23 protein-coding genes are annotated in these 25,290 nt (G+C 32.0%); 8 read left to right on the plus strand and 15 right to left on the minus strand.

Features of this window, described 5'->3' with window-relative positions; all coding sequences use genetic code 11:
• The first annotated feature begins 24 nt into the window (after positions 1 to 24).
• The 5 genes from B0M43_RS07205 (at position 25) to B0M43_RS07225 (ending at position 5,088) form a co-directional block, all read left to right on the plus strand.
• Positions 25 to 1,683 carry a peptide MFS transporter gene (locus tag B0M43_RS07205; RefSeq protein ID WP_078006338.1) on the plus strand — a complete coding sequence of 553 codons (1,659 nt, stop codon included), beginning with the start codon at positions 25 to 27 and terminating at the stop codon, positions 1,681 to 1,683.
• A gap of 15 nt (positions 1,684 to 1,698) precedes the next feature.
• Complete coding sequence (locus B0M43_RS07210) at positions 1,699 to 3,183, plus strand: peptide MFS transporter (protein WP_078006337.1); 1,485 nt, start codon at positions 1,699 to 1,701, stop codon at positions 3,181 to 3,183.
• A gap of 52 nt (positions 3,184 to 3,235) precedes the next feature.
• Positions 3,236 to 3,703, plus strand: coding sequence for a thioredoxin family protein (locus tag B0M43_RS07215; protein WP_078006336.1), 468 nt, complete (start codon positions 3,236 to 3,238; stop codon positions 3,701 to 3,703).
• Positions 3,704 to 3,924: 221 nt separating this feature from the next.
• Entirely contained in the window at positions 3,925 to 4,377 is a 453-nt protein-coding gene (locus tag B0M43_RS07220; RefSeq protein ID WP_065449225.1) for a hypothetical protein, read from the plus strand.
• 261 nt (positions 4,378 to 4,638) lie between these two features.
• Complete coding sequence (locus B0M43_RS07225; protein ID WP_078006335.1) at positions 4,639 to 5,088, plus strand: hypothetical protein; 450 nt, start codon at positions 4,639 to 4,641, stop codon at positions 5,086 to 5,088.
• 17 nt (positions 5,089 to 5,105) lie between these two features.
• Here B0M43_RS07225 and B0M43_RS07230 read toward each other — a convergent pair whose 3' ends face one another.
• The 5 genes from B0M43_RS07230 to surE form a co-directional block, all read right to left on the minus strand.
• On the minus strand, positions 5,106 to 7,127 hold the full coding sequence (locus B0M43_RS07230; RefSeq protein WP_078006334.1) for a ComEC/Rec2 family competence protein: 2,022 nt from the start codon (positions 7,125 to 7,127) through the stop codon (positions 5,106 to 5,108).
• A gap of 53 nt (positions 7,128 to 7,180) precedes the next feature.
• Positions 7,181 to 7,678 carry a C40 family peptidase gene (locus tag B0M43_RS07235; RefSeq protein WP_078006333.1) on the minus strand — a complete coding sequence of 166 codons (498 nt, stop codon included), beginning with the start codon at positions 7,676 to 7,678 and terminating at the stop codon, positions 7,181 to 7,183.
• A 15-nt stretch (positions 7,679 to 7,693) separates the two neighbouring features.
• On the minus strand, positions 7,694 to 8,806 hold the full coding sequence (gene lpxB, locus B0M43_RS07240) for a lipid-A-disaccharide synthase (protein ID WP_078006332.1): 1,113 nt from the start codon (positions 8,804 to 8,806) through the stop codon (positions 7,694 to 7,696).
• Positions 8,807 to 8,874: 68 nt separating this feature from the next.
• Positions 8,875 to 9,147, minus strand: coding sequence for a hypothetical protein (locus tag B0M43_RS07245; RefSeq protein WP_065449230.1), 273 nt, complete (start codon positions 9,145 to 9,147; stop codon positions 8,875 to 8,877).
• A complete protein-coding gene (gene surE / locus B0M43_RS07250; RefSeq protein WP_065449231.1) occupies positions 9,140 to 9,919 on the minus strand; it encodes a 5'/3'-nucleotidase SurE in 780 nt (259 codons plus the stop codon). Before surE ends, B0M43_RS07245 begins: the two co-directional genes overlap by 8 nt.
• 212 nt (positions 9,920 to 10,131) lie before the next feature.
• On the opposite strand from surE, the gene B0M43_RS07255 reads away from it, so the two are divergent.
• Positions 10,132 to 12,321 carry a carboxy terminal-processing peptidase gene (locus B0M43_RS07255; RefSeq protein ID WP_078006331.1) on the plus strand — a complete coding sequence of 730 codons (2,190 nt, stop codon included), beginning with the start codon at positions 10,132 to 10,134 and terminating at the stop codon, positions 12,319 to 12,321.
• 146 nt (positions 12,322 to 12,467) lie between these two features.
• Positions 12,468 to 13,250, plus strand: coding sequence for a DNA/RNA non-specific endonuclease (locus B0M43_RS07260; RefSeq protein WP_078006964.1), 783 nt, complete (start codon positions 12,468 to 12,470; stop codon positions 13,248 to 13,250).
• A 123-nt stretch (positions 13,251 to 13,373) separates the two neighbouring features.
• Here B0M43_RS07260 and B0M43_RS07265 read toward each other — a convergent pair whose 3' ends face one another.
• Positions 13,374 to 14,909 (minus strand): MFS transporter, encoded by a 1,536-nt coding sequence (locus B0M43_RS07265; RefSeq protein ID WP_078006330.1) that lies wholly within the window; start codon positions 14,907 to 14,909, stop codon positions 13,374 to 13,376.
• An 84-nt stretch (positions 14,910 to 14,993) separates the two neighbouring features.
• On the opposite strand from B0M43_RS07265, the gene B0M43_RS07270 reads away from it, so the two are divergent.
• On the plus strand, positions 14,994 to 15,833 hold the full coding sequence (locus B0M43_RS07270; RefSeq protein ID WP_210418048.1) for an AraC family transcriptional regulator: 840 nt from the start codon (positions 14,994 to 14,996) through the stop codon (positions 15,831 to 15,833).
• Between the two features lie 128 nt (positions 15,834 to 15,961).
• Here the strand turns inward: B0M43_RS07270 and rpe are convergent, their stop codons facing one another.
• The 9 genes from rpe to B0M43_RS07315 all read right to left on the minus strand — a co-directional run bounded on the left by rpe (position 15,962) and on the right by B0M43_RS07315 (position 25,076).
• Complete coding sequence (rpe, locus tag B0M43_RS07275; RefSeq protein WP_065449235.1) at positions 15,962 to 16,624, minus strand: ribulose-phosphate 3-epimerase; 663 nt, start codon at positions 16,622 to 16,624, stop codon at positions 15,962 to 15,964.
• A 407-nt stretch (positions 16,625 to 17,031) separates the two neighbouring features.
• Complete coding sequence (locus B0M43_RS07280; RefSeq protein WP_007804760.1) at positions 17,032 to 17,895, minus strand: RNA polymerase sigma factor RpoD/SigA; 864 nt, start codon at positions 17,893 to 17,895, stop codon at positions 17,032 to 17,034.
• 84 nt (positions 17,896 to 17,979) lie between these two features.
• On the minus strand, positions 17,980 to 19,527 hold the full coding sequence (locus B0M43_RS07285; RefSeq protein ID WP_078006329.1) for a porin family protein: 1,548 nt from the start codon (positions 19,525 to 19,527) through the stop codon (positions 17,980 to 17,982).
• Positions 19,517 to 20,068, minus strand: coding sequence for an RNA polymerase sigma factor (locus B0M43_RS07290; protein WP_078006328.1), 552 nt, complete (start codon positions 20,066 to 20,068; stop codon positions 19,517 to 19,519). The genes B0M43_RS07285 and B0M43_RS07290 overlap by 11 nt, the downstream gene beginning before the upstream one ends.
• A 60-nt stretch (positions 20,069 to 20,128) precedes the next feature.
• Positions 20,129 to 21,454 carry a hypothetical protein gene (locus B0M43_RS07295; RefSeq protein WP_078006327.1) on the minus strand — a complete coding sequence of 442 codons (1,326 nt, stop codon included), beginning with the start codon at positions 21,452 to 21,454 and terminating at the stop codon, positions 20,129 to 20,131.
• Positions 21,455 to 21,619: 165 nt separating this feature from the next.
• Positions 21,620 to 21,871: a hypothetical protein gene (locus B0M43_RS07300; protein ID WP_065449237.1), complete on the minus strand. Its 252-nt coding sequence runs from the start codon at positions 21,869 to 21,871 to the stop codon at positions 21,620 to 21,622.
• 193 nt (positions 21,872 to 22,064) lie between these two features.
• Positions 22,065 to 22,811: a LytTR family DNA-binding domain-containing protein gene (locus B0M43_RS07305; protein ID WP_078006326.1), complete on the minus strand. Its 747-nt coding sequence runs from the start codon at positions 22,809 to 22,811 to the stop codon at positions 22,065 to 22,067.
• Complete coding sequence (locus B0M43_RS07310) at positions 22,804 to 24,540, minus strand: ATP-binding protein (RefSeq protein ID WP_246860205.1); 1,737 nt, start codon at positions 24,538 to 24,540, stop codon at positions 22,804 to 22,806. The genes B0M43_RS07305 and B0M43_RS07310 overlap by 8 nt, the downstream gene beginning before the upstream one ends.
• A gap of 107 nt (positions 24,541 to 24,647) precedes the next feature.
• A complete protein-coding gene (locus B0M43_RS07315; RefSeq protein WP_078006325.1) occupies positions 24,648 to 25,076 on the minus strand; it encodes a hypothetical protein in 429 nt (142 codons plus the stop codon).
• Between the last annotated feature and the right edge of the window lie 214 nt (positions 25,077 to 25,290).

Consider the following 25,290-nt stretch of genomic DNA (forward strand, 5'->3'; position numbering starts at 1 on the left):
TTTAATTTTAAAGAGATTACAGTTATGTGGAAAAAACACCCAAAAGCACTTCCTTATTTGTTTTTATCTGAAATGTGGGAGCGTTTTGGTTATTATTTAATGATCGGGATTTTTACTTTATATCTAAAAGATGTAAAAGATGGATTTTCAATGACCGAGAAAGAAGCTTCTGATTTATACGGAACTTTTATAGCTTTAGTTTTTTTAACACCTTTTATTGGAGGACTTGTTGCTGATAGGTATTTGGGCTACAAAAAATCTATTGTTTTTGGCGGGATTTTAATGGGTATTGGATACTTCTTAATGGGAGTGCACGATATAACAGTGCTTTATATTGCCATGACTTTGGTGATTGTTGGTAATGGTTTTTTTAAACCTAATATTTCTACATTATTAGGAAGTTTTTATTCTAAAGAAGAGTATAAAGATAAAAAAGACGAAGGCTACAATATTTTCTATATGGGAATCAATGTTGGGGCTTTTATTTGTAATTTCTTTGGTGCTGTCTTGCAGATTCTTTTAGGATGGCATTGGGCTTTTATGGCTGCCGGTGTCGGGATGTTTATAGGTGTTATCGTGTTTTTATTAGGTACAAAACATTATGTAGGATACGATCAGAAAAAAGGAGTGCAGAAAGGCGATATGCCGTTCTATAAAATTATTCTGTTTATCTTGTTGCCTTCTTTTGTTTTCGGAGCTATTGGCTGGTTGATAAAAGGCGTTGCTTCAGAAACTAATTTAGATAGTTATATCTTTGGTTCAGATAGTACAGATGCTTTTATTTTTGCCTGTATTCCGATAGTTTTCTTTTACGGGTCACTTTATTTTAAGGCTAAAGTAGAAGATAAACGACCAATTGGAGCTTTATTGGCTATTTTTGGAGTCGTAATTTTATTTTGGGCCGTTTTTAAACTTAATGGTTCGGCACTTACTACCTGGGCTGATCGTTATACGGACAGAGAAGTAACCGGAACTGCTGGTCAGTTTGTAGGTAAACTAAAATTAGCCAAAGAAGTAGAATATAAAAAAGTATCAACTGAGGTATATGATGAACAATTTCGTTTGCAAAAAGTAAATGGAGTGGTAGAAACAGAAGTAAATTACCCATTATACTTTAGAAATGTTGCTCCGGAAAAATTACCTGCAGAAGGTGCGAAAGTGCATCTTTGGGCAACCAATTTAAGTCAGTCTATAAATCCTGCCTGGGTAATTATACTAACCCCTTTGATTGTTGCATTTTTCTCTTTTTTACGATCCAGAAAAAAAGAACCCTCAACACCTACAAAAATTGCTTTTGGTTTGCTAATTTCGGCACTGTCTGTTTTGGTAATGGTAGCTGCAGTACAAATTGGTCATGACGGAGCAGAAAAAGTGAGTGCCTGGTGGCTGGTCGCAAATTACGGAATCATAACAATCGGAGAATTATTTTTAAGTCCGATGGGCTTGTCGGTAGTATCTAAATTAAGTCCGGTAAATATTACGTCCTTAATGATGGGAGGTTGGTTTTTGTCAACTTCTATAGGTAATAAGTTAAGTGGAGTTTTGGCGAGTATGTGGGATACGTACGACAACAAAGCCAACTTTTTTTGGGTTAATTTTGCATTGTTAATGTTTGCAACTGTACTAATGTTTGTTTTGGTAAAGCAGCTTAACAAGGTGATGAAAGAAAGAGGAATCAATTAAATTATGTATAAATAAATGGAGCAGAAGATCACTTTAGAGGAAATTCAAAATTTTAAAGGCAATTACCCAAAACAATTGTGGTATTTGTTTTTTGTTGAAATGTGGGAGCGTTTTTGTTTTTACGGAATGCGCGGTGTTCTTGTGATTTTTATGGTAGATCAGCTTTTTTTGAAAGAAGATCATGCCAGTGAACAATATGGCGCTATTCAGGCTTTTGTATATGCCTTTACTTTTATTGGAGGTATTTTTGCAGATAAAGTGCTGGGTTTCAAAAAGTCACTGTTTTTTGGAGGAATTGTAATGATTTTAGGGAATCTTTTGATTGCCGTTGCGCCTCATGATTTCTTTTATTACGGAATTGCTTTTTCGATTATAGGGACTGGGTTCTTTAAGCCTAATGTTTCGTCGATGGTAGGAGAATTGTATCACGAAAACGACGGACGAAGAGATGCCGGTTACGGAATGTTCTATGCGGGAATAAATGTTGGAGGACTTTTTGGTGGTGCGTTATGCGTTTATTTAGGGAAATTTTATTCTTGGCAATTGTGCTTTTTATCAGCGGCAATTGTGATGTTTTTAGGATTAATTACCTTTTTGTTTACTAAAAAATATTTAGGACCAATTGGAGATTCTCCATTATTGCATTTAGAGAAAAATAAAAGAAGAATCAGTGAAATTGCGGTATATGCTTTGTCTATTTTGAGTTTGCCTTTTATTTTTATAATGGTAAAGAATACTAAATATACAGATTATTTCATGTATACTATTGGTACAATTGCCGTTTTATATTTTGCCTATGAATTGTTTAAATTAGCAGATGCTAAATTACAAAAGAAGCTTTTTGCAGCTTTTCTGTTTGTGTTTTTCTATTTCTTGTTTAATTCTATTTACGAACAAAGTGGCGGCTCATTGTCGCTTTTTGCGAAAGATAATCTGAATGATCAATTGCTGTTTTTTACTATTGATCCCAATGTTGTCAATAATAGTTCTAATACATTTTTTGTAGTGGTTTTAAGTCCGCTTATTGGATTATTGTGGATATGGCTTGGAAAACGAAAAATTGAACCGAATACTTTAATTAAATTCGGAATTGGATTTTTATTTCTTGCAGCTTCATTCTATATTTTCTATCTAACGAAATTCTTTGCAAATTCTAAGGGAATTGCTTCTTTAAATGTATTTACTTTTGCTTATTTAATAACCACTATTGGTGAGCTTTGTTTAGGACCAATCGGAATGTCGATTATTACAAAATTGTCTCCAAAAAGACTTTTTGGTATGATGATGGGATTATGGTTTCTGGCAAGTGCTTTTGGTCAATTGGCTGCAGGTAAACTGGGAGCGCAGATTTCGAGATCTAATACGGGAGATACTTTAGTCTCTAAACTGCAATCGTATACAGAAGGATATTATCAATTGGCGATATATTCCCTAGTTGCAGGATTGATTTTATTGGCAATTTCTCCTTTTATCAGGAAATTAATGCAGGAAGTAAAATAGACTTATATACGGATTCTTTTTTTGTTTAAATTTGTCAAAAATTAAAAAGACCATGAAAAAAATATTTTTAATAACCTTGTTTTTAGTTGGTGCATTTGCAGTACAGGCGCAAGACTTAAAATGGTATACTGATGTAAGAGAGGCAATTACTGTAAGTAATAAAGAACAAAAACCAATGTTGATGTTTTTTACGGGAAGTGATTGGTGTGGTTGGTGTATTCGTTTGCAGACTGAAGTTTTAAAAACACCGGAATTTACTAAATGGGCTAAAGATAATGTCATTTTAGTGGAGCTGGACTATCCTAGAAGAACACCGCAAGCGCCGGAAATTAAAAATCAGAATAACGAATTGCAACAAGCTTTCGGGATTCAGGGATTTCCGACCATTTATTTTACAAGTGCTGAAGCCAAAGATGGTAAAGTAAATTTTAAAGGATTGGGACAAACAGGATATGTTGCCGGAGGTCCATCTGCCTGGTTAACAGTTGCTGAAGGGATTGTTCATCCAAAAAAATCTTAAAAACTACATACTCTATAATAGTATAGAAACTCCTTACGTTTGCGTAAGGAGTTTTTTTTGTTTGGTAAGAAAAGTATTCATTTGTTTCAGAGTATTTTGACACTTTGATATTTTATTATGTGTAAAAAAACATATAATGTATTTTTTGTATTAATAAAAATTGGAAAATTAAAATAATATGTTAATTTCGTCATGCTATACTAACCAAAACCAATTAGATTATGACTAAAAAATTACTTATCCTACTATTTTTTTTAGGTTCATTTTTTCTGCAAGCACAAAATTTAGTTTGGAGAACAAACATGACTGATGCAATTGCTATAAGTAATGACCTAAGAAGACCAATGTTAATTTTATTCACTGCCTCAGGTGTACCCGAAAATCTTCAGAATGAAATTTTTAAAACTCCGGATTTTGCAGTTTGGTCCCGTGATAATGTTGTTCTTGTAAAACTTGACCTGTCAGACTCTGCTATCGATCAAAGCGATAAAGAGCAGAATATCAAATTAAAAAATGCATTTGGTGTACAGGAATTGCCTGAAGTATGTTTTGCAAGTGCTTCAATCCGAAAAAATAAAACAACTTTTAGTGCTTTAGGAAAAATTGCCTATAAACCAGGTGGTGCAAAAGCATGGATAGCAGAATCAAATGCAATTTTGCATCCTAGCGAATAAATTAAATTTAAATTAAGTTTCTTAGTTTAATTTGTAGATTCCCTTTTCGTTTTTTAAACGAAAAGGGATATTTTTTTTACGAGCTTTTTGCTGTTAATCAGTACTTTGTTAATTAAACTCCTGTTTTTTATGAAACCAACAAAAAAATAATGATTTATTATTGATTGCGTATTTTTAATTAATTACGCTCGTATTCTATATGTTTTTTATATCGTTTATGTTAAATTAGTAAAATAAATTTAATTTAAACTTGGATTAGATATGAAGCAAAAACTACTTATTTTTTTATTTATTTTGGGTTCCTCGTTTTTACATTCACAAAATTTAGTTTGGAAAACAAATATGATTGATGCCCTTAAAATGTGTGATGAGCAAAGAAAACCGCTTTTGATTTTCTTTACATCATCGGGAATTTCGCAGAGTATTCAGAACGAAGTTTTTGCAACACGTGATTTTTTAGATTGGTCCAATAAAAATATCATTTTGCTAAAACTTGATTTGTCTGATGCGACCTTATCTCCAGAAGACAGAGAACAAAATGTTAAGCTAAAGGAAGCTTTGGGAATTGAGGAATTGCCAAAAGTTTGCCTGGCTACAGCATCTATCAGAAAGAACAAGCCCATGATTAACAAACTGGGTTTGCTTGATTACAATTTTGGTGGGGCAAAAAAATGGATATCGGATGCTAGGATGATATTAAACGGAGAATAAACTCGTTTAATTTTATTCTAATTTAATTTATAATATCCTTTTTCGCTCGTTGCGTGAAAAGGGATATTTTTTTTGAGACAAGTATATTTCCATGTTTTCTGGATCGAATATGAATTTGATGCATCGGCGATTATTATTTTTGGATGTAGATCTTCTAATATTCGATCTAAATTTATTTTAGGCGATTGGGTAAGAATCAAGATATCAGGTTGAATCCTGGTTTCATAAATTCCGGAGCTGTCTATTATGGATATTTTTTTTCCATTAAAATATAAGACGTTTTTAATTTTATTGGTTGATGATAATTTTCCAAAATTTCCAACTAAATAAGCATTGAGAATGCTGTTTTTCGATAGAGTATCATTTGTAAAAAGCGTAATTTTCTTTCCTGTTCTTTCAGAAAGAAGCGTATTTTTCTTGGTGTTATAAACAATCAATTCGTTTGTGTTTTCGATTTCTTTTTTGGTGTAGATAAAAGATAGCTGCAGCAGAACTATCGTAATTAATAAAAAAACAAATTGATTGTAATTGGGCTTTTTACTCCAGACGATTGCCGAAATAATGAAAATATAAAAAGTAAGGAGATAATAAAAGTTGAAACTGATATCTCGTATTACGAACCATTCAAACGAAGCTACAATATGAATCGTTTTGTTTAATAGGTAAATACTTTTTTCGAAAATTTCTATGATGATAGCGGGAGGAGACATGAAAATCGCGAGAATCATTACTATAATTCCAGCGATCATTATAAAAGATAAAATTGGAATAATAACAATATTGGTAACGAAAAATAATCCCGGAAATTGATGAAAATAATACAAGCACAAAGGCAAAGTACCAATTTGTGCGGCAAACGAAACCGTTAATGCATTCCAGATTGTTGTTTGAATTTTATGTTTTGGAGTCCAGATTTGTTTTAATAATGGTTGCAGCCAAACAATAAAAAACAAAGCAAGATAGCTTAACTGAAAACCAACATCAAATAAAAAATAGGGTTCACAAAGTAATATTAGTAACATTGAGACCAGTAAGGTATGGTAAATACTTCCGCTTCGGCGTAACTGGTTTCCTATTGCCAAAAATGAAAACATCACAACAGAACGTAAAACAGATGGCGATAACCCTGAAATTATGGCAAAAGCGCCTAAGGATAATAAAATCGAAATTAATTTTATCAGAGAACCTTTTCGGGTATTTGGAATTGGTTTTAAAATAAAATTGATAAAAAGCATTATAAAGCCTACATGTAATCCTGAAACCGATAATATGTGTGTCGCTCCGGAATACTGATAATCCTGAATAATATCAGAGGAAATATCTTGTTGTTGCCCTAGAATAAGTGCGAGAGCAACATTCATTTCTTCATTGTTAAAATTGGCTTTTTCAAGATTACGAACGATACGCGAATGCAGTCGGCCGGAATAATACCAAATGTCTTTTTTAGGGTTTTTATTAATAGTGATTTCTGTTTTGTTCGTATAGATCTGCGCGTAAATTTGCTTATCTGCCAGATATTTACCGTAGTCAAATTGGTTGGGATTTTTGTTTGAACTATTTTGTTGTAAAACTGTTTTTACTTTGATTACATTTCCAATAATCAGATTTTTAAGGCTGTCTTTTTGAATGTTGACAATGATTTTACCGGAATAATTTCCCCCATCAATATTGTTTATTATCGCAATAAACCTATCATTGTAAGTATTACTTTTTAGTTTTTCCCGTAAAGTGAAGGTGATAATTTGCGGAGTTTCAAATGCTTTTTTGCAATGAATATAATTAGATTTTTGAAGGGAATTAGTATGAAGAAGCAAGGTTAAAATTCCAATAACAAACGAAATAAAATAAGTGTTGATTCCAAAAAAAGTAGTGAACCTTTTATTTCTTTTGATAAGAAAATACAAGATCGTAAACACAATTATTGCTACTATAAATACTGACATAGCAATATCTAATGACGGCTTACAATAATAACAAAACAAAATACCAAAAAGAAACCAAATCGTAATTTTGGTTAACGGGAAATCTAATACTTTCATGGTTTAAAAGTATTAAATATTTTGTAAGAAAAAAGATATATTTTATTTATTTGTTATTCAATAACCCTATTGATTTGTACAAATGAATTTTGATAGTACGCTTCTTTTGTAGAAGAAATTATAACTCCTTTTGAAGTTGAAGAGTGAACGAACTTAATTTCATTTGAATTAACTTCGGTGATAAGGCCAACATGATTAATTTGTTTGCTTTTATTGGTTTTAAAAAAAATTAAATCGCCCTTTTGAGCATCATTAACTTTAATTATTTTTCCAATTTTTGCTTGTTCATAAGAGGGTCTTGGCAACTTGATATTTTCTGATTCAAAAGTAGTAAATACTAATCCTGAACAATCGTAACCATTTTTTGTAGTGCCGCCGGCTTTGTATTTTACACCAATATTATCTGTCGCTTTCCTAATCAGATTATTAACTACATATCTGTTTTCTTTTTTATTTTCGGTCTTTGATTCTTTTTTGCTCACAGCAGTTGACGTCGATTTACAAGAAACAAAAAAGACGACTAAAAGAAATATGAGAAGTATTTTTTTCAAACCAAAAATCTTTAATTATTTCAAATCAGCTACAATAAGTTTTGCTGTTTTTTTACTTGCACCAACTCCGCCCAATTTTTGCTCCAGAATATCATAATTCTGAAGTAATTTTTCGCGATAAGTTGGTTCTAATAATTTTTGCAATTCTTCGTTAATACGTTTTGTATTGCATTCACTCTGAATCAATTCAGTTACAACTTCCTGATCCATAATTAAGTTAACCAGCGAAATGTATTTTAAAGTAATAATGCGTTTCGCAATTTGGTAAGAGATGGAGCTTCCTTTATAACACACTACTTCCGGAACTTTAAAAAGAGCCGTTTCCAGAGTTGCAGTTCCTGAAGTTACCAAAGCGGCAGTCGAAGAACGAAGTAAATCATAAGTTCTATTCGAAACAAATGCGATATTTTTGTTTTTTATAAATTGTTGGTAAAACTCATAATCCTGACTTGGCGCGCCTGCAATTACAAATTCATAATCCTGAAAATCATCCACAACGCTTAGCATAACGCTTAGCATTTTGGTGATTTCCTGTTTACGGCTTCCCGGCAAAACAGCAATGATGGGTTTTTCGCCTAATTGATGTTGTGCTCTGAAAGTAGCTTCATCAAAAGCAGGCTGATTCTGGATAGCATCAATTAAAGGATGTCCCACAAAATCTACCGGAAAATGATGTTTGTCTTCGTAAAAGCTTTTTTCGAAAGGCAAAATCACAAACATTTTATCAACGTCTTCTTTGATCGCTTTGATACGGTTTTCTTTCCAGGCCCAAATTTGAGGTGAAATATAATAATGAGTTTTATAATTTAATGCTTTTGCCCATTTTGCAATTCGCATATTAAACCCGGGATAATCAATAAAAATTAAAACATCAGGCTGAAATTCTAAGATGTCTTTTTTGCAAATCTTGATATTGTTTAAAATGGTTTTTAAATTAAAAATTACTTCAACAAAACCCATAAAAGCCAATTCACGATAGTGCTTTACTAAAGTTCCGCCTGCTTTTTGCATTAAGTCACCTCCCCAAAATCTAATGTCGGCCTGAGGATCTTCCTCGTATAAAGCTTTCATTAAATTTGAACCGTGTAGATCTCCGGAAGCTTCACCTGCTATTATGTAGTATTTCATATGGATTTTATTAAAAGTGTGTTTCAATTTTTAAACACAACATTTTTTTTGCAAGGCAAAGATAAGATTTAAATAAATAAAGTAGAAATGGCCAAAACAATAACGGCCAGAACAACACCTCTTGCTTTTAGTTCTTCGTTTCTTTTTAACAGAATCCAAAAAACAGCAAGATCTAAAACCGTTCCTATAGTAATTACTTTTCCTAAATATCCTTCTTTTTTTATGGTATGAATTCCCGTTGCAAAATCGAATTTTGTAAAAAAAGTAACAAACAAATAACTTCCGAGTAGCGCCGTAAAAATTCCGACGATAAAACCAATAAGTAAGTCTTTTTTATTCATTTAAATTCCAGGTATTAAGTTGTTGCATAGAATGATGAGCCGTTAAGTCAAACTGAACAGGAACTACAGAAATGTAACCGTTTTCTAAAGCCCATTCATCTGTGTCTTCTCCCTGATCTTCATTAGTAAATTTGCCTGTAAGCCAGTAATAATCTTTTCCAAAGGGAGTTTGTCGTTTGTCGAATTTTTGTGCATAATATGCTTTCGCCTGACGACAAATTTTTATTCCCTTAATCTCGTTTTCTTTTAATTTTGGAAAATTAACGTTTAAAACGACACCCGGAGGCAATTTATTTTTGAGGGTTTCTAAAGTTATTTTTTTAACGAATGATTTTATTTGTTCAAAATCGGCATTCCAGTCAAAGTCTAATAAGGAGAATCCAATAGCCTGAATTCCCTCTATACCCGCCTCGACAGCAGCGCTCATAGTCCCGGAATAAATAACATTTATAGAAGAATTTGTTCCGTGATTAATTCCTGAAACGCAAAGATCCGGTTTTCTTTTTAAAATTTCATTTACGGCCAGTTTTACACAGTCAACAGGAGTTCCGGAGCAGCTATATTCTGTTATAATATCTTCTTCTTTCGAAATTTTGTCAAGAAATAAAGTATTGTTTATGGTAATGGCGTGACCCATTGCGCTTTGAGGCTTGTCTGGTGCTACTACTATAACGTCTCCAATGGTTTCCATAACGCTGATTAAAGCCCTAATTCCCGGCGCAAGAATTCCGTCATCATTGGTGACTAATATTAAAGGTTTTTCATTTTCCATGCTGTGGTTCTTATCTCAATTTATCAAAATTAAAGCTTGTAAAAGCAAATGTAGTAACTGATTTTGGTAGAATACTAACAAATAAGCAAAAATTATAAACTTAATTCAAGAAGACTTTTGAGGTTCAAACATTTTTATATCTTTAACAAAAAATTATAGCGAACTTGGCAAGTTGGCACAATTTTTACCGTTAACTTAGATTAAAAAATTTGATGAATGCTATTATTAAGTTTATGAAAAGAAATTATAAAATACTTATAGCCGTATTATGCTTGTCTTTAACCTTATTTGCTTTTAAAATTAATGCAGATAAGTCAGTTGATCCGGATCCGAACAGAGATAAAACACTTTTAGAATTATTGGCATTTGTTATTGAAAAAGGACATTATAGTCCGGCAGAAATAAATGACGAGTTTTCTAAAGGAATTTTTAAAGATTATGTTGATGCATTAGATCCTTCAAAAAGATTCTTTTTGCAGTCTGATATTGATGAATTCAAACAATATGAGCTGCAATTAGACGATCAGTTTTTGAATAAGGATTTAACGTTTTTCAATCTTACTTATACAAGATTGATGAAACGTATGGAGGAAAGCAAAAAACGTTATAAGACTATTTTAGCGCAGCCATTCAACTATGATGTTGATGAAACTTTCAATGCTGATTATGATAAGTTGCCTTATGCAAAAAATGCAACAGAAATCAATGAAAGATGGAGAAAACAAATTAAGTTATCTACCCTTTCTTCGCTTGTTACAAAACAAAAGTTAGAAGAAGATAAAAAGAAAGCAGATCCTAACTATAAAGTAAAATCTTTTGAAACATTAGAAAAAGAAACACGCGATAGTTCTCTAAAATCGCTGGATGATAACTTTAGTTTGATTAAAGATCTAAATAAAGAAGATTGGTTTTCTGTATATGTAAACTCAATCATGACTCGTTTTGACCCGCATACAAGTTATTTTGCCCCTGAGGAAAAAGATCGTTTTGATGTAAACATCAGTGGGAAACTGGAAGGTATTGGAGCACGATTAACTAAGAAAAATGATTTTACTCAAATTGATGAGTTGATTTCTGGTGGGCCAGCCTGGAAAGGAAAACAACTGGAAGCAGGAGATTTAATTTTGAAAGTAGCACAAGGAAACGAAGAACCTGTAGATGTTGTAGGGATGCGTTTAGACGATGTTGTGAAAAAAATTAAAGGTCACAAAGGAACTGAAGTAAAACTTACAGTTAAAAAAGTAGACGGAACGATTAAAGTGATTTCGATTGTTAGAGATATCGTTGAAATTGAAGAAACGTATGCTAAATCAAGTATTGTAGAAAGAAACGGTTTGAAATACGGAGTAATTTATTTACCGAAATTTTATATCGATTTTGAAAACAAAGATGGTCGTGATGCCGGAAAAGATATTGCGCTTGAAGTAGAAAGACTGAAAAAAGAAGATATCAATGGTATTGTACTTGACGTTCGTGATGATGGAGGTGGATCTTTATCTACAGTAGTGGACATTGCTGGTTTATTTATCGAAGAAGGACCAATTGTTCAGGTAAAATCAGCAGGTAAAAAGAAAGAAGTTTTATACGATAAAGATAAAAAAATCGAGTGGGACGGACCATTGGTAATTATGGTAAACAGCTTCTCGGCTTCGGCATCAGAGATTTTGGCTGCTGCAATTCAGGATTACAAACGTGGTGTTATCATTGGTAGTAAACAAACTTATGGTAAAGGAACAGTTCAAAACGTTTTAGACTTAAATCAGTTTGTTCGTAATGCAAATTATGGCGATTTAGGAGCTTTGAAAATTACAGGACAAAAGTTCTACAGAATCAACGGAGGTTCGACTCAGTTAGAAGGTGTTCATAGTGATGTGGTGATGCCGGATCGTTATGCTTACCTAAAAATGGGAGAACGCGATATCGACAATGCTATGCCATGGGATAAAATAGATCCTGCAGATTATAGCACTTGGAAATCGAACGAGAATTTTACCAAAGCAATTGCAAATAGTAAAGATAGAATCGCTCAAAATGCACAATTCAAATTGATTGAAGACAATGCAAAATGGATTGATGTTAAAAATAAAGAAAACACCTATAGCTTAAATATTAATAGTTTTAAAGCTACTCAGGAACAAGTTGAAAATGAAGGTAAAAAATACAAACCAATTTCGGATTACAAAAACAGTCTGGTTTTTAAATCTTTGCCTTATGAAGAACTTGAAATGAAAAGCGATGCTACCTTAAAAGAGAAAAGAGATGCATGGCATCAGGCATTATCTAAAGACGTTTATGTTGAAGAAGCATTGAATGTTTTGGATGATTTGCAATCTAATAAAGGCGGTGTAGTAAAAGGATCTGTTTCTCCTAAAATGAAAAAGGATAAATTAGTAAAATCTTAGTTCTTTAAATAGAATTAATTTGTTAGAAAACGCTTCAGAAAATGCAATTTTTTGGAGCGTTTTTTTTGTACCCTTTTAGATTGTATTTTTGTAAGAACTGGCTTTTGCTGAAGTTGAATTTTAGAAGAAAAATAAATAGTAAAAGAATGAAGAATTATATTGTTTTAGGTTTAATTGGCTTTGCTTTATTGTCATGTAAAAAAGAAATCAGCAACGATAATGACTTAGGTCAGGAAGCACAAACTTCTCTTGCCTCTAATCAAAGCAGTACAGATTCGTTATATACTTATTCCTATTTACCCACTTCGACAACAAAACAAATTGTAAAACATCAATATTACACACTTTCTTATAATGAAAAGTTTGAGCAGGCAGAATGGGTGGCTTATGAATTAAAGAAAGAATACCTAAAAAACGGAAATTATAAACGTCCTTATTTTAGTGAAGATCCAAGTGTAACGACGGGTTCTGCAGATTGGAGAAATTATAAAAAATCAGGTTATGATAAAGGGCATCTTTGTCCTGCCGGAGATATGGAATTTGATCAAAAGGCATATAACGATACTTTTTATACCTCGAACATTTCGCCACAGGATCACGATTTTAATAGCGGAATCTGGAACAGATTAGAACAAAAAACACGTTATTGGGCTGATAAATACAATGATATTTATGTGGTAACAGGAGGGATTTTGAAAGATTCGGATAAAAAAATAGGAACAGAAAAAGTAGCTGTTCCTAAATATTTTTATAAAATTATTTTGGCTAAAACAGGGAAAGAACATAAAGCAATCGCTTTTCTGGTTCCGAATCAGGATAGTGATCAATCATTGTATGATTTTGTAGTTCCTATTGAAACTTTAGAACAAATGACCGGAATTGATTTCTTTCCCAATTTAAAAAACTTAAAAAGCAGTAAGGATTTTTAGTTGCTAAAAATAGATTTATAAATGCTAATCAAGAGTTGAGATGTGCCGTTAGGTACTAAATATTGGTAGAAAACAGGAATAGCAATATTTAGTGCTTAACGGCACAAATTATAGACCTTTCAATCATAACTTATTTTGCTTTTTTCGAGGATTAAAAAATATAAAACTCATAATCGCTAAAATCCAGACACCAATTCCGCCGTAAAGTAATATCATTTCAAAACCATGAGCCAGTGCCACATGTAAAATGGATTGAGACGAATCTAATGTTGCTAGCTGAGGAAAATCTTGGTTAAGGGATGAAAAGTTTCCTGCTGCAATTTTTTCTGAAAGAGATTGTAATGTTTTTGTATCGATAGCTCCTGAAAAGGCATTATTTAAATAGAAGAAAATTCCTTCTACCAGAATAAATCCCATTAAAGCAATATTGATAGATAAAGTAATCAATCGGGCACTCATGTCTATTCCTGAAGCCATTCCAGAACGATTAGAAGGAACCGAACCTGTAGTTGTATTCGTGACGGGTGTATTCGTTAAGCCTAAGCCAATTCCTGCCAGTAAAGAACCGGGAAGCATGGTGAGCCAGCTGGCATGTTCTGCAGTGCTGCCATATCTCATAACAATAAAACCCAATCCTATTACAAACAAACCTAACGGAATTACAATGCCCGCAAGATAACGAACCGAAAGATATTCGGCAAAAGGCGGAATGATTAAGGTAGGAAGGGTATAAGCAAGTAAAGAAAGTCCGACTGTTACGACATCATAACCTAAACAACTTTGGAAATAAATAGGAAGATAAATGATGAAAGGCCAAAAGCTAAAATTCATACCAATTGATCCTAAAATAGCACCTGAAAAATTACGGATTTTAAATACCGTAAAATCAAACATGGGATAAGGATTGGTTTTTTCGACCCATAAAAACAACACAAAACTTAGTATTGTAATGGCTAAAATACCCAAAGCTAAAGAGCTTGCAAAACCAAGATCAGGTCCTTGCGTAATATAATATGTTAATCCAAACACAGCTACAGATAATGTGATCATACCCCAGAGGTCTATTTTTTTAGCATCAGAATCTTTAGATTCGTCTACATAACCGTAAACCAGAATCACGGCAACGACAGCAATTGGTACATGGATTAAAAATACCCATTGCCAGGATAATATTGCTATAATCGAACCGCCTATTATAGGGCCAAAACCCAATCCGACACCAAGGATAATTCCCCAGATACTAAAAGCCCTGCTGCGTTCTTTTCCTTCCTGAAATTGATGGGATAAAGTAGCGACCTGACAAATTAACATTGCACCTCCGCTTATTCCCTGAAAGAAACGACTTATTACCAATAAAGTTACATCCTCTGCTAAACCGCAAATTAATGATGAAATACCAAATAAAATTAAAGTAATAATTAGAATACGTTTTCGGCCGTATCGGTCGGCCAGAGTTCCTGCTGCCATTAAAACAGTGGTACAGCCTATGGTGTAAATATTCATGATCCATTGCATGTCTTTGAGATTAGCGTTCAGTACATTTTCGAGTGTTGGAAGGATGACAGGAACACTTGAAATTTCAAGAGAGAACATTAAGGTTGCCAGACAAATAGCGATTAAAGCGATGTTGTTTTTGCTGGAGTAAAATTTTTGCTTCATTTTTATATTTTATTTTTAGCAAAATTAAACTGAGTATTGCTCTTTTTTCGGTACAATTAAATGATAAAAAAGTACTTTTGTGTTATGAGAAAAGAAAACATGCATCAGGCGGTGGAGGTATTTTATAAAAAGGTAGATGAATGCCCAATTGTAAATTCGCAATTCAGTTTTTTTCAGATGGTTTATGTTATTTCAGGAAATGGATTTCTTAAGATCAATGGTAATTGTATTTCTTATCAAACTGGGAATTTAATGTTATTGACGCCCAATGATTATCATAATTTTGATATTGTAACTACAACAGAATTTTTATTGGTGAAGATTAATAGCGAGTATGTAAAAGAATACAAATCAAAAAGTATCGATCATATAGGATGTTTGCTGCATTATGCAACACATTTATCGGGTTGTATTTTAAAACGAAAAGCAGATGAATTTCTGGTAAAATCAATATCAGATTCTCTTATTCATGCTATTGATAATAAGGATATTTACGATGAAGATTTAATTACGCATTATGTAAACGCGCTTATTGTAATTGCTGCCAGAAACATTGCAAAAATAAAACCAACAGGAGTAAAAGAAAGTGCCGATAAAAGAATTCTGGAAATCATCAATTACATACAGGCTCATATTTTTTGTCCTGAAAAATTAAAAGCTTCGGCTGTAGCAAAAGAATTTGATATATCTGATACTTATTTGGGGAGTTATTTTAAAAATCATTCCGGAGAAACGATTCAGTCTTTTATTTCAAATTATAAAATAAGATTAATAGAACATCGATTGCGTTTTAGTGACATGAGAATCAATGAAATTGTAGAAGAATTTGGTTTTTCGGACGAAAGTCATTTGAATAAATTTTTTAAAAAGCACAGAAATATTAGTTTGACCGGATATAGAAAAGCCAACATTTTTCAGAATTGATTAAAGGATTATAAAGGTCTTTTTTCACGCAGATCTTGCAGATTAGAGCAAATTTAATTTTAAAAATTGAATCACATAAAAAAAGCCGAAGATTTCTCTTCGGCTGTGTTTTTATTTCTTTTTAAAATTTAAAAAGTTGTCAAAGCTTTTAATTCTGCAATAGTCTGAGTTGGGTTTTCGGCTTTAAAAACAAAGCTTCCGGCAACCAAAACATCAGCTCCGGCTTCTACTAATTGTTTTGCATTTTTACTGGTTACACCACCGTCAATTTCAATAATTGTCGAAGCATTTTTACGAGTAATTAAATCTTTTAGTTTTTTTACTTTAGCATAAGTATTCTCGATAAAGGATTGTCCTCCAAAACCTGGATTTACACTCATGATGCAAACTAAGTCAATATCGTTGATAACATCTTCTAATAAATCGATATTAGTATGAGGATTGATAGCAACTCCAGCTTTCATTCCTTCGGCTTTAATGGCCTGAAGTGTTCTGTGAAGATGGGTACAAGCTTCGTAATGTACGCTCAGAATATTTGCACCTAAATCTGCAAAAGTCTTGATGTATCTGTCCGGATCGACAATCATCAAATGTACATCGATTGTTTTTTTAGCATGTCTTGAAATTGCTTCTAAAACCGGCATCCCAAAAGAAATATTCGGAACAAAAACACCATCCATAATATCAATATGAAACCAATCAGCCTGACTGTTATTGATCATTTCGATATCACGTTGTAAATTGGCAAAATCAGCTGCAAGAACAGAAGGAGCAATAAGTGTATTCTTCATTGTGTGTAGTTGTGTGTGTTATTTTTTGCAAAGATAGATTTTTTATGACTTACATTGAAATTTAACCGCAAAGTCCGCAAAGATTTACGCAAAGTTCACAAAGTTTTATGCTGAAGGTTTTGATGAACTTACAAAGTTTGATCAACGCAAAGCTTTGCGAACTTTATGTTTTTACAAGACCTAAAAGATAAAAAACCTTTGCGGACTTTGCGGTTAAATGAATTTTCAATTAAGGCCAATAAAAAACTCCGGTAATCAGCCGGAGTTTCAATCATCAATCAAAAAACGAACAGTCAATCAAACTGTTGTTTGCTTTAAAGTCCAATATAAGCACTTTCGCAATAAATTCCAAATCCCAACAATAATTGGAATTTGGAATTCAAAAATATTGGAACTTATTTTTTATATTAACCTAAGTAAGTTTTAAGAATTTTACTTCTTGAAGTATGTTTTAATCTGCGGATTGCTTTTTCTTTAATCTGACGAACACGCTCACGAGTTAAGTCGAAAGTTTCTCCAATTTCTTCTAAAGTCATTGGGTGCTGATCGCCAAGACCAAAATACAAACGAACAACATCTGCCTCTCTTGGAGTTAATGTTTCTAATGAGCGCTCGATTTCAGTACGTAATGATTCGTGAATTAACTCTCTGTCAGGGTTTGGAGATTCTCCGGAACGTAAAACGTCATAAAGGTTAGAATCTTCACCTTCAACAAGAGGTGCATCCATAGATAAGTGACGACCAGAGTTTTTCATAGACTCTTTTACGTCATTTACAGTCATGTCAAGTTCTTTTGCAATTTCTTCAGCAGAAGGCGGACGCTCGTTAGATTGCTCTAATAACGCATACATTTTGTTGATTTTATTGATAGAACCAATTTTGTTTAATGGTAAACGAACAATACGTGATTGTTCTGCCAAAGCCTGAAGAATCGATTGACGAATCCACCATACAGCATAAGAGATGAATTTGAAACCACGAGTTTCATCAAAACGTTGAGCCGCTTTAATTAAACCTAAGTTTCCTTCATTAATTAAATCCGGAAGAGTTAATCCTTGATTTTGATATTGTTTAGCAACCGATACAACGAAACGTAGGTTGGCTTTTGTTAATTTTTCTAAAGCTCTTTGATCACCAGCCTTTATTCTTTGTGCTAATTCTACCTCTTCATCAGCGGTAATTAGGTCAACTTTTCCAATTTCTTGTAGGTATTTGTCTAACGATGCAGTTTCACGATTGGTTACCTGCTTGGTGATTTTAAGTTGTCTCATGTTTTTTGTCTCCTCAATTTTTAAGTGTACAAATGATTATACGTATGAAGTATCAAAAAAGTTACAACTAAACGAAAATATTTTTTAAAATTTATATGTTACGCCAGATTGTATCGATAAACTGTAAGGTTTTGCTGTGTTATCTTCATTATATGTGGTAAGATAATATTTGAAAATTGGATTGAAATCAAGCTGAAATTTTTCTGTAAGTTTATAATTAAAGCCTAATCCCAGATTAAAAGACAAATTGGTTTCTGAGAGATTTTTTAGTTCTCCAATTTTTTGATTTTTAAAGCTTTCCGAGGAAAAGGATAATTCATTTTTATCCAAAATTAAAATACTAAAACCTGTAAATGCTTCTGCACCAAAACGGCTTTCGTCTTTTTTTAAGGCATAATTAAATTCTAAAGGCATTTCATAATAAGAAATTTTTTGTTCAAATTTTCCTTCGCCATCATTTTTAATAAAATTATCAATATCTACGCTGTTATAATTATTCATTGTTATATTTTCATATCGTAAGGCAGATGGATCATTGACGGTGACAGCAGTTTTTAAATTTATTTTGGCAACCCCTACTTTAAATCCAATTTTACCATACATCGATTTAAAGTAAAATCCGTAATGAGATGTTATTGGGTGGCTTTTGGAGAAATCATTAAAACTTTTGTTGATCATGGATTCCTTTGCCAATGATCCGGAAATCGCAGGCCCATAATATGCAGAAACAGAGTATTCAGGATCTGTCTCACTCTTTTGCTTCGGATATTCCCTTTTTACGTATTCCCGTTTGGGAGTTAGTTTTTTTTCCTGTTTTTTAAGTACGCTGTCTTTTTTAATAGAATCATTTTCGGGCTTATTTACCCAAGGCTTATTTATGATCTCTTTTTTCAAAGAGTTTTTATTCTGAATTGAATCTGCCGGAGTAGGTGTGATTATTTCAGAACTCTTTTGAGTTGTATTTGTTGATTTCTTTTTTGAAAAAATAACTTTCTTTTTAGTGCTGCTAATGGTATTTTTTTTCGGTGTTGTTTTCGTCGTTTTACTTTTAGAAATTTTATGAGTTGTGGTAACTGTTTGGTTCTTTTTTACAATTACTCGGTATTTTTTTACTACTTCATATTCTTCATATTCATCTGTAGATACTATTAATTTTGATGATTGTTTTATTAATTTCTCCGATTGGCTTTTTTTAATAGTCGTTTTTGTTTCGGTAGATGGCCCTATTGTTGTTTTTGTTGTTGGTTTAGGTTGAGATACAGCTAAATTTGTTTTAGAATCCCGAACTTTTATTGTTTTTTCATTTACAGATTTCCCAGATTGAGATGCTGTCGTTTGTTTTGTTTTAAAGGTTTTACCTTTATCCTGAACGGAATTAGACTTAGAAATAGTTCTGTCTTTTTCCTGAAAATTTTCATTATTAGTTTTGTCTTTTTCCGTTTGGACTAAAAATAAGATTGAAGTTGCCATAACGGCACTTAATAAGGTTGGTAAAAGCCAGAATAAAATTTTTCTTTTTCTTTTTTTATTTAAATCAGTTTCAATTGATGCCCATAGATTATCACTTGGTTTCTTGTCTAGAAGTACCAATTTATCTTTAAATATTTTTCCTATTTCTTTTCTATTTTCCATGGTTTGATTTGTGGTTATGGAATGGCTTTTTTGAAGTGATTTTTTCTTTTAAAATTATTTTGGCTCTGTGTAAATTAGATTTCGAAGTACTTTCGCTTATCGATAGCATTATAGCAATTTCTTTATGGGAGTATTCGTCTAATTCGTATAAGTTAAAAACCAATCTATATTGATGGGGGAGTTCTTGTATAAGTAATAACATATAATCCAGTGAAAGGTCTATTTCATTTTCTTCTACAAAAACATCTTGAGAAATGTCGTCTTTGATAGGGGCTAAAAAGGAAGAATCTCTATATCGGCTGATGGCTTTATTGATTGTAATTCGTTTCATCCAACCTTCAAAACTTCCCGAACCCTTATAATTTTTGATATTGGTGAATATCTCAATAAAAGCGTCATGAAGATTATCTTCAGCTTCAGAATCGTTTGTACAGTACTTTAAACTCGTTACAAAGAGAATTTTGTAATATAAGTTATAGAGTTCTTCCTGTGATTTCCGGTTTTGCTTAATGCACCCTTTTATGAGTTGATCTAAATTCAAAAATGAAAATGTTTAATGGTTTTTAAATATAGGAATTAGAATAACCTTTCTGAAATTAAATTAAAAGTATCTTATTGCTCTGGCTTTAATCGTGCCTTTTTTAGGAATTTTTGATGTAACGGTTTTTTCTCCGGTTTTAAAATCAACTGTATAAACCGTATTTGCATCAATTTCTGTAGAAGTCCAGTAAACTGAATCTTGGAAATTTCCTAAATTGTTTAAATATAAGTTTTTGTATACCAAATCAAGTTCATCTGCAGAAGGCAGAAACCAATCGATAAAAACATCCTGAATTTGTTTTACAGCATCTTTTGCCAATAGAGTTCCGTTATTTGCACTATTGCAAACCGAAGGATTTAAATAGTAATTGGCCAAATTATCATGGTAATTTATTATTTGTGCGGTGTTATAAAGCCCACTTCCTAATTCTGTATTTCTTGCATTTGATATAGGCGAAGTTGCGCATCCCCATTCAGAATCTTTTAGATTTTTTGTGGCAACCTCCATATATCTCCACCCAAAAGTGTATTCGCCTTTGTCGTAAAAAACGATTCCTTTTGCGGGACCAACATCTCCAACTTTATATTCTTTTCTCGATTCGTATATAAGTTCGAGTTTGATGTCTTTAGGGGCTTTCTTTATTGTAATATTACCTCCGTCTACTTCTACTTCGCGGTCAATATTCCAATATTTCACCACTTCAGAATCTCCTTCTAAATTAATGTTTATGTGAAGTTTATCATCTACAAATAAAAAGAAAAATGTTCCGTCATATTTTTGATGATTATAATAAAATTGCAAATACCCCCCCGGACTTACTAAAAAGCTTCCGCTAAAATAAGTATTATCTCCAGCCTCAGAATATTTAACTCTCCAGAAATAGTTGATAGGATTTTGAGTAGGAGGAATGAACAAATCATTATAATATCTTATAATGTCCTCTCTGCTGCAATTGTTTAGGGCAATAGCCAATTCGGCATTATTATTAACGGTATACTCTGTACCATCTTCTAAAGTTGTCGCTATAGGATAACTTATACTCAAAGATTGCCCGGTTGGAAGGTTTTCCAGAACTTTACTAAATTCGACATCGCTGTGTATATTTGTGGAGCCTATACCGTTTAAATTATTGTCATACACTCTTAAACTTAAAGGATATACAAATTCTACGCAAGGAGGAACTTCTCCGCCTTCAAGAGCTTTGCTGGTTGTTGCTTTTTGCAAAGTGTTATACAGCTCAGAACTTTTTTCGATTATTTTGCCAGGTGTTCCCGTATCTATACTTGCTGTTTCGCGCCAGTTATCATCGAAATTAGAACATCCGAATATTAAAGCGATTACTAATAAAGAAATTATTACTGTGGTTGTTTTTATAAAGTTTATCATTTTGATTATTTTTAGCTTGGTTCTAATTAATAGTAGCTTAAAATCAAAAAGGTTGCGTGGGAAATAATAAAAAATAAAAAGTTCCAATTCAAGAATAACGAATTGGAACTCTGTATATAAAGAAGAACGGGGCAAACAGGATTCTAAATTATCTTGTACGTGTTTTTATTCAGATATGTCATCATAGACATCAAGCATATCGTCGAATATTTTTTTTAGCGATTTTATGTATAAAGGAAATGCTATAATCAATAAGATGTATTCCTTTCGTAATACTGTAACGTCATCAAGAATTTCGTATAAACTCGGAATTATTAAAGTCAGAGAAACAGCAATACCAATCCAAGGGTTGTTTTTTATTTTTTTTAAAATGGATAAAATTTTCATGTCTGGTGGTGTATTTACGGCAAGTCTCATTTATGTCTGTATAGCTTTTGGGTTCTGGGGTAAAAGTAATTTTGATTTCTCTGTTTGAAATCAAAAATGTCACGAAAGCCATTTTTTTTGTCATGAAATCTTTAGAAGTCTTTCGGGTTTGGGATATTTCCTGCAAAAGCAAAAAAAATCCTCCCGGGATAGAGAGGATTTGTATAGTTAGGAATTAATTGTACTAAGACAGAATGTTCATTTTTTTTAGAAAATCTTTATAGGTATCACTAAGATTTATCTTGTGGTCTCCTTTTAAGATGATAAGATTGTCGGCCAAAATAATTTCTTCAATTTTATCTTTATTGACAATCGTATTGCGATGTGTTTTTACGAATTTATTTTTATCCAATAAATTACTGATTTTGGTGAGAGAGATCTGAATGACGAATTTTTCCTTTTCGGTAATAATATTGCAATAGCGTTCTTCGACTTCGATATATAAAATGTCGTTTATGGCGACTTTTTTTAGTGAGTTTTTCTTCTTGATGAATAAATACTCATTGCTAATTACAGTGTCTTGTTCTTCGCTCATAAAAACATTCGTTTGAGCATAGAATTTTTCGACAGCCATTTCTATAGCGTATAGAATTTCGAGTTCGTTAAAAGGTTTCATCAAAAAACTAAAAGGCTTGGTAAGTTTTGCTCTTTCAAAAATTTGACGATCCTGCGAACTTGTCAAAAACACAAATGGTTTTGAAGCATTTGGAATAATGTTGATAGATTCAGCAAAGGTGATTCCGTCTGGTTTTCCGTCCAGAAAAACATCTATAATAATGATGTCTACCGTATTCTCGTAAAAAAGTTTTAATGCATCTGTAAAGTTGGCGGCAACGCCTGTAATGTTATAATTGTTCTCTACCAGAACTTTAGCAAGCGCATCGCTTTGCTCAGGAGTATCTTCTATAATTAAAACATTAATATTATCCATTTGTTTTTGTTTTCGGGAAGCTTAATATCATTTTAGTTCCCTTGTTAATCTCACTTTCTATAACTAAAGTTCCGCTATTTTTTTTGATCATTTGTTTGCACAACTGCAAGCCTAAACCCGTTCCTATAATTTCTGAGTTGCTTTTTTTAGCTAAAAGTTCTCCTTCTTGTAGTAGCTCTTTAATAGTGTTTTCGCTCATTCCAATTCCGTTATCTTCTATTGTAAGATCGCAAAAATCAGGATTGATTTCCTGAGTGTAAAAATTTATTTTGCCATTTTCATTAGAAAATTTAATAGCATTATCTAATAAATTTCGAAGTACAATTTTTAAAGAATCAAGATCTACAAAAATAAAAATATTTTTCGATACCGAATTTTCAAAAGTAATCGCTTTATCCAAAAGCAAAGGTTTGTAGTTGTATTCGATTTGCTGTACAATAGAATATAAATGAATAGATTCCTTATGAAAGTACAATTGTTTGGTTTGCAGCATCGCCCAATGCAGTAAATTGTCTAATAAACTGTAAGCGCCATTGGCAATGGTGCTATTCTGGATGATAAGCTGATGTAGTTCATCATAATTTTTAGTTTCGAGTGTTGCTGATAATTTAGCATTACTTGTTTTTAATGCATTTACAGACGATCTTAAATCATGACTTACAATAGAAAATAACTGATCTTTAGTAGCATTGAGTTCATCAAGTTTGTTCTTTTGAAGTAAAATGGTTTTTGCATTTTTTACTTTTTGACCGTATAGATAAACTCCTCCCGTTAAAATTAATAGTAAGCCTATTGCGGCAAAAAACAAACTGTTACGTTGAGTGTCTTTTAGCTTGTTCTCAACTTCTAATACTTTAATTTGTTTTTGTTTCTGCGCTACGGCAAACTTTTTCTCGAAATCAGCAACAGCCCAAATTTTATTTTGATTGTTTAGAGAGTCTTTCCAATCTTCTGCTTCTTTTCTGTAATCTATAGCTTTTTTGTAATTGCCTCTATTTTCTTCTACAACCGCCATATTGAAGGCTGTATTTTCTTTTAAGTTGAAATTTTTTATATTTTTAGATAATGTATATGCTTTTGTGAAATAGTAGATTGCTTGTTGGTCTTTATATTGTAGGTAATATAAATTTGCAATGTTTGTATTAGATTGAATTATACTTTTTGTAATTTGTTTAGGGTTTAAAAGTACCTCTTTTTTTAAATAAGATTCTGCTTTAGTAAATTGTTTTAAATGCAAATAGCAGATTCCTATATTTGCATATAAATCAATTATTTCACTATTATCATTTTGATTTAATATTTCTTTCTCAGCTTTCAAAAAGTGAATAATTGCCTGTTCGAATTTTTTTTCAAAATAAAATAATCCTCCAGTATAATTATCAACCAAATAATAATACTGGAAAGATTTATTTATTAAATTAAATTCAATATGCGATTGTTTGTAAAGACCTTTTTCTTTTAATGAATAACCTCTGAAAAAGTGGCAATATTCTTTTATTTCTAAATCAGATTTAGAATTTAATTGCTTCATCGAGTACACTAATGTGGAGTCCCATTCTTTTTTTAGAAAAAAGTATTGTGCTTTGTTAAAGTTAATTTCATGCTTATAAGATCTTGCTTTTTTTTGAATAGCGACACTAAAATAGTTTAAACCATTTTCTTGTCTTGAAAAAGCTACTGAAGTTGTAAAAATAAATAGTAAAAGTAGTTTAGGTATTTTTTGAACCATTTTCAGTATCTGATGAAATTACTATATTAAAAGAATTGATTAATGATAATTATTATTATCCTTAAATGGTAAGACAAGGTCTAAAATATATTTCACTTATCTTTTTTTTATTGTTGTAAGCTTGTTTTTGTTCCTCTTGAAGTTTTTGGATCATCACCTAAGCCACCTCCTACATGAGTTGTTGAATTTAAATTTTTTAAATAAGATGTAACTTCAGTGATGTTTGCAACGGTACTAGAAGTATAGTCAATTTCTACATACCAAACATCATAAGTTTCCGGTGAAGCGTCATCCCAATCGTAGTCAAAATAAACTTCGAAAACATTACCATCTTCTGATAAACTTCCAACAACCGGAGTTTTTGAATCTTTAGAATTAATGTATATAGTAGCACATATTTTTAATGTGTCTACTCCGTTATTTGTGAAATGGTTTGCCGAAGCTAAAGGAGGAACCGGTAAAGTAAGATTTTCTGTGTCAGTGAATTTGAAATCTACGGTATTAATTTTTGTAATTTGGACAACTTTAAATTCCATAATAGGGGGGTTAGGGTTAATACGTTTATTTTTGGTAGGCTAAAGATATTTTTTTTCTTTGAATAAAAGAGTGAAAAAGATATGTTTTTTTAGTTTAATTCCCGTTAAAAATGAAGTTCCTGAATTTTTTGTGATTTTCATTAATAGTACTGTTTTTCAATAAAATAAAAACCCTAATTCATTTTATTGAATTAGGGTTTTCTATGAAAATCTT

This window comes from Flavobacterium sp. KBS0721 (genome assembly GCF_002007065.3).
Lineage (GTDB): Bacteria > Bacteroidota > Bacteroidia > Flavobacteriales > Flavobacteriaceae > Flavobacterium > Flavobacterium piscis.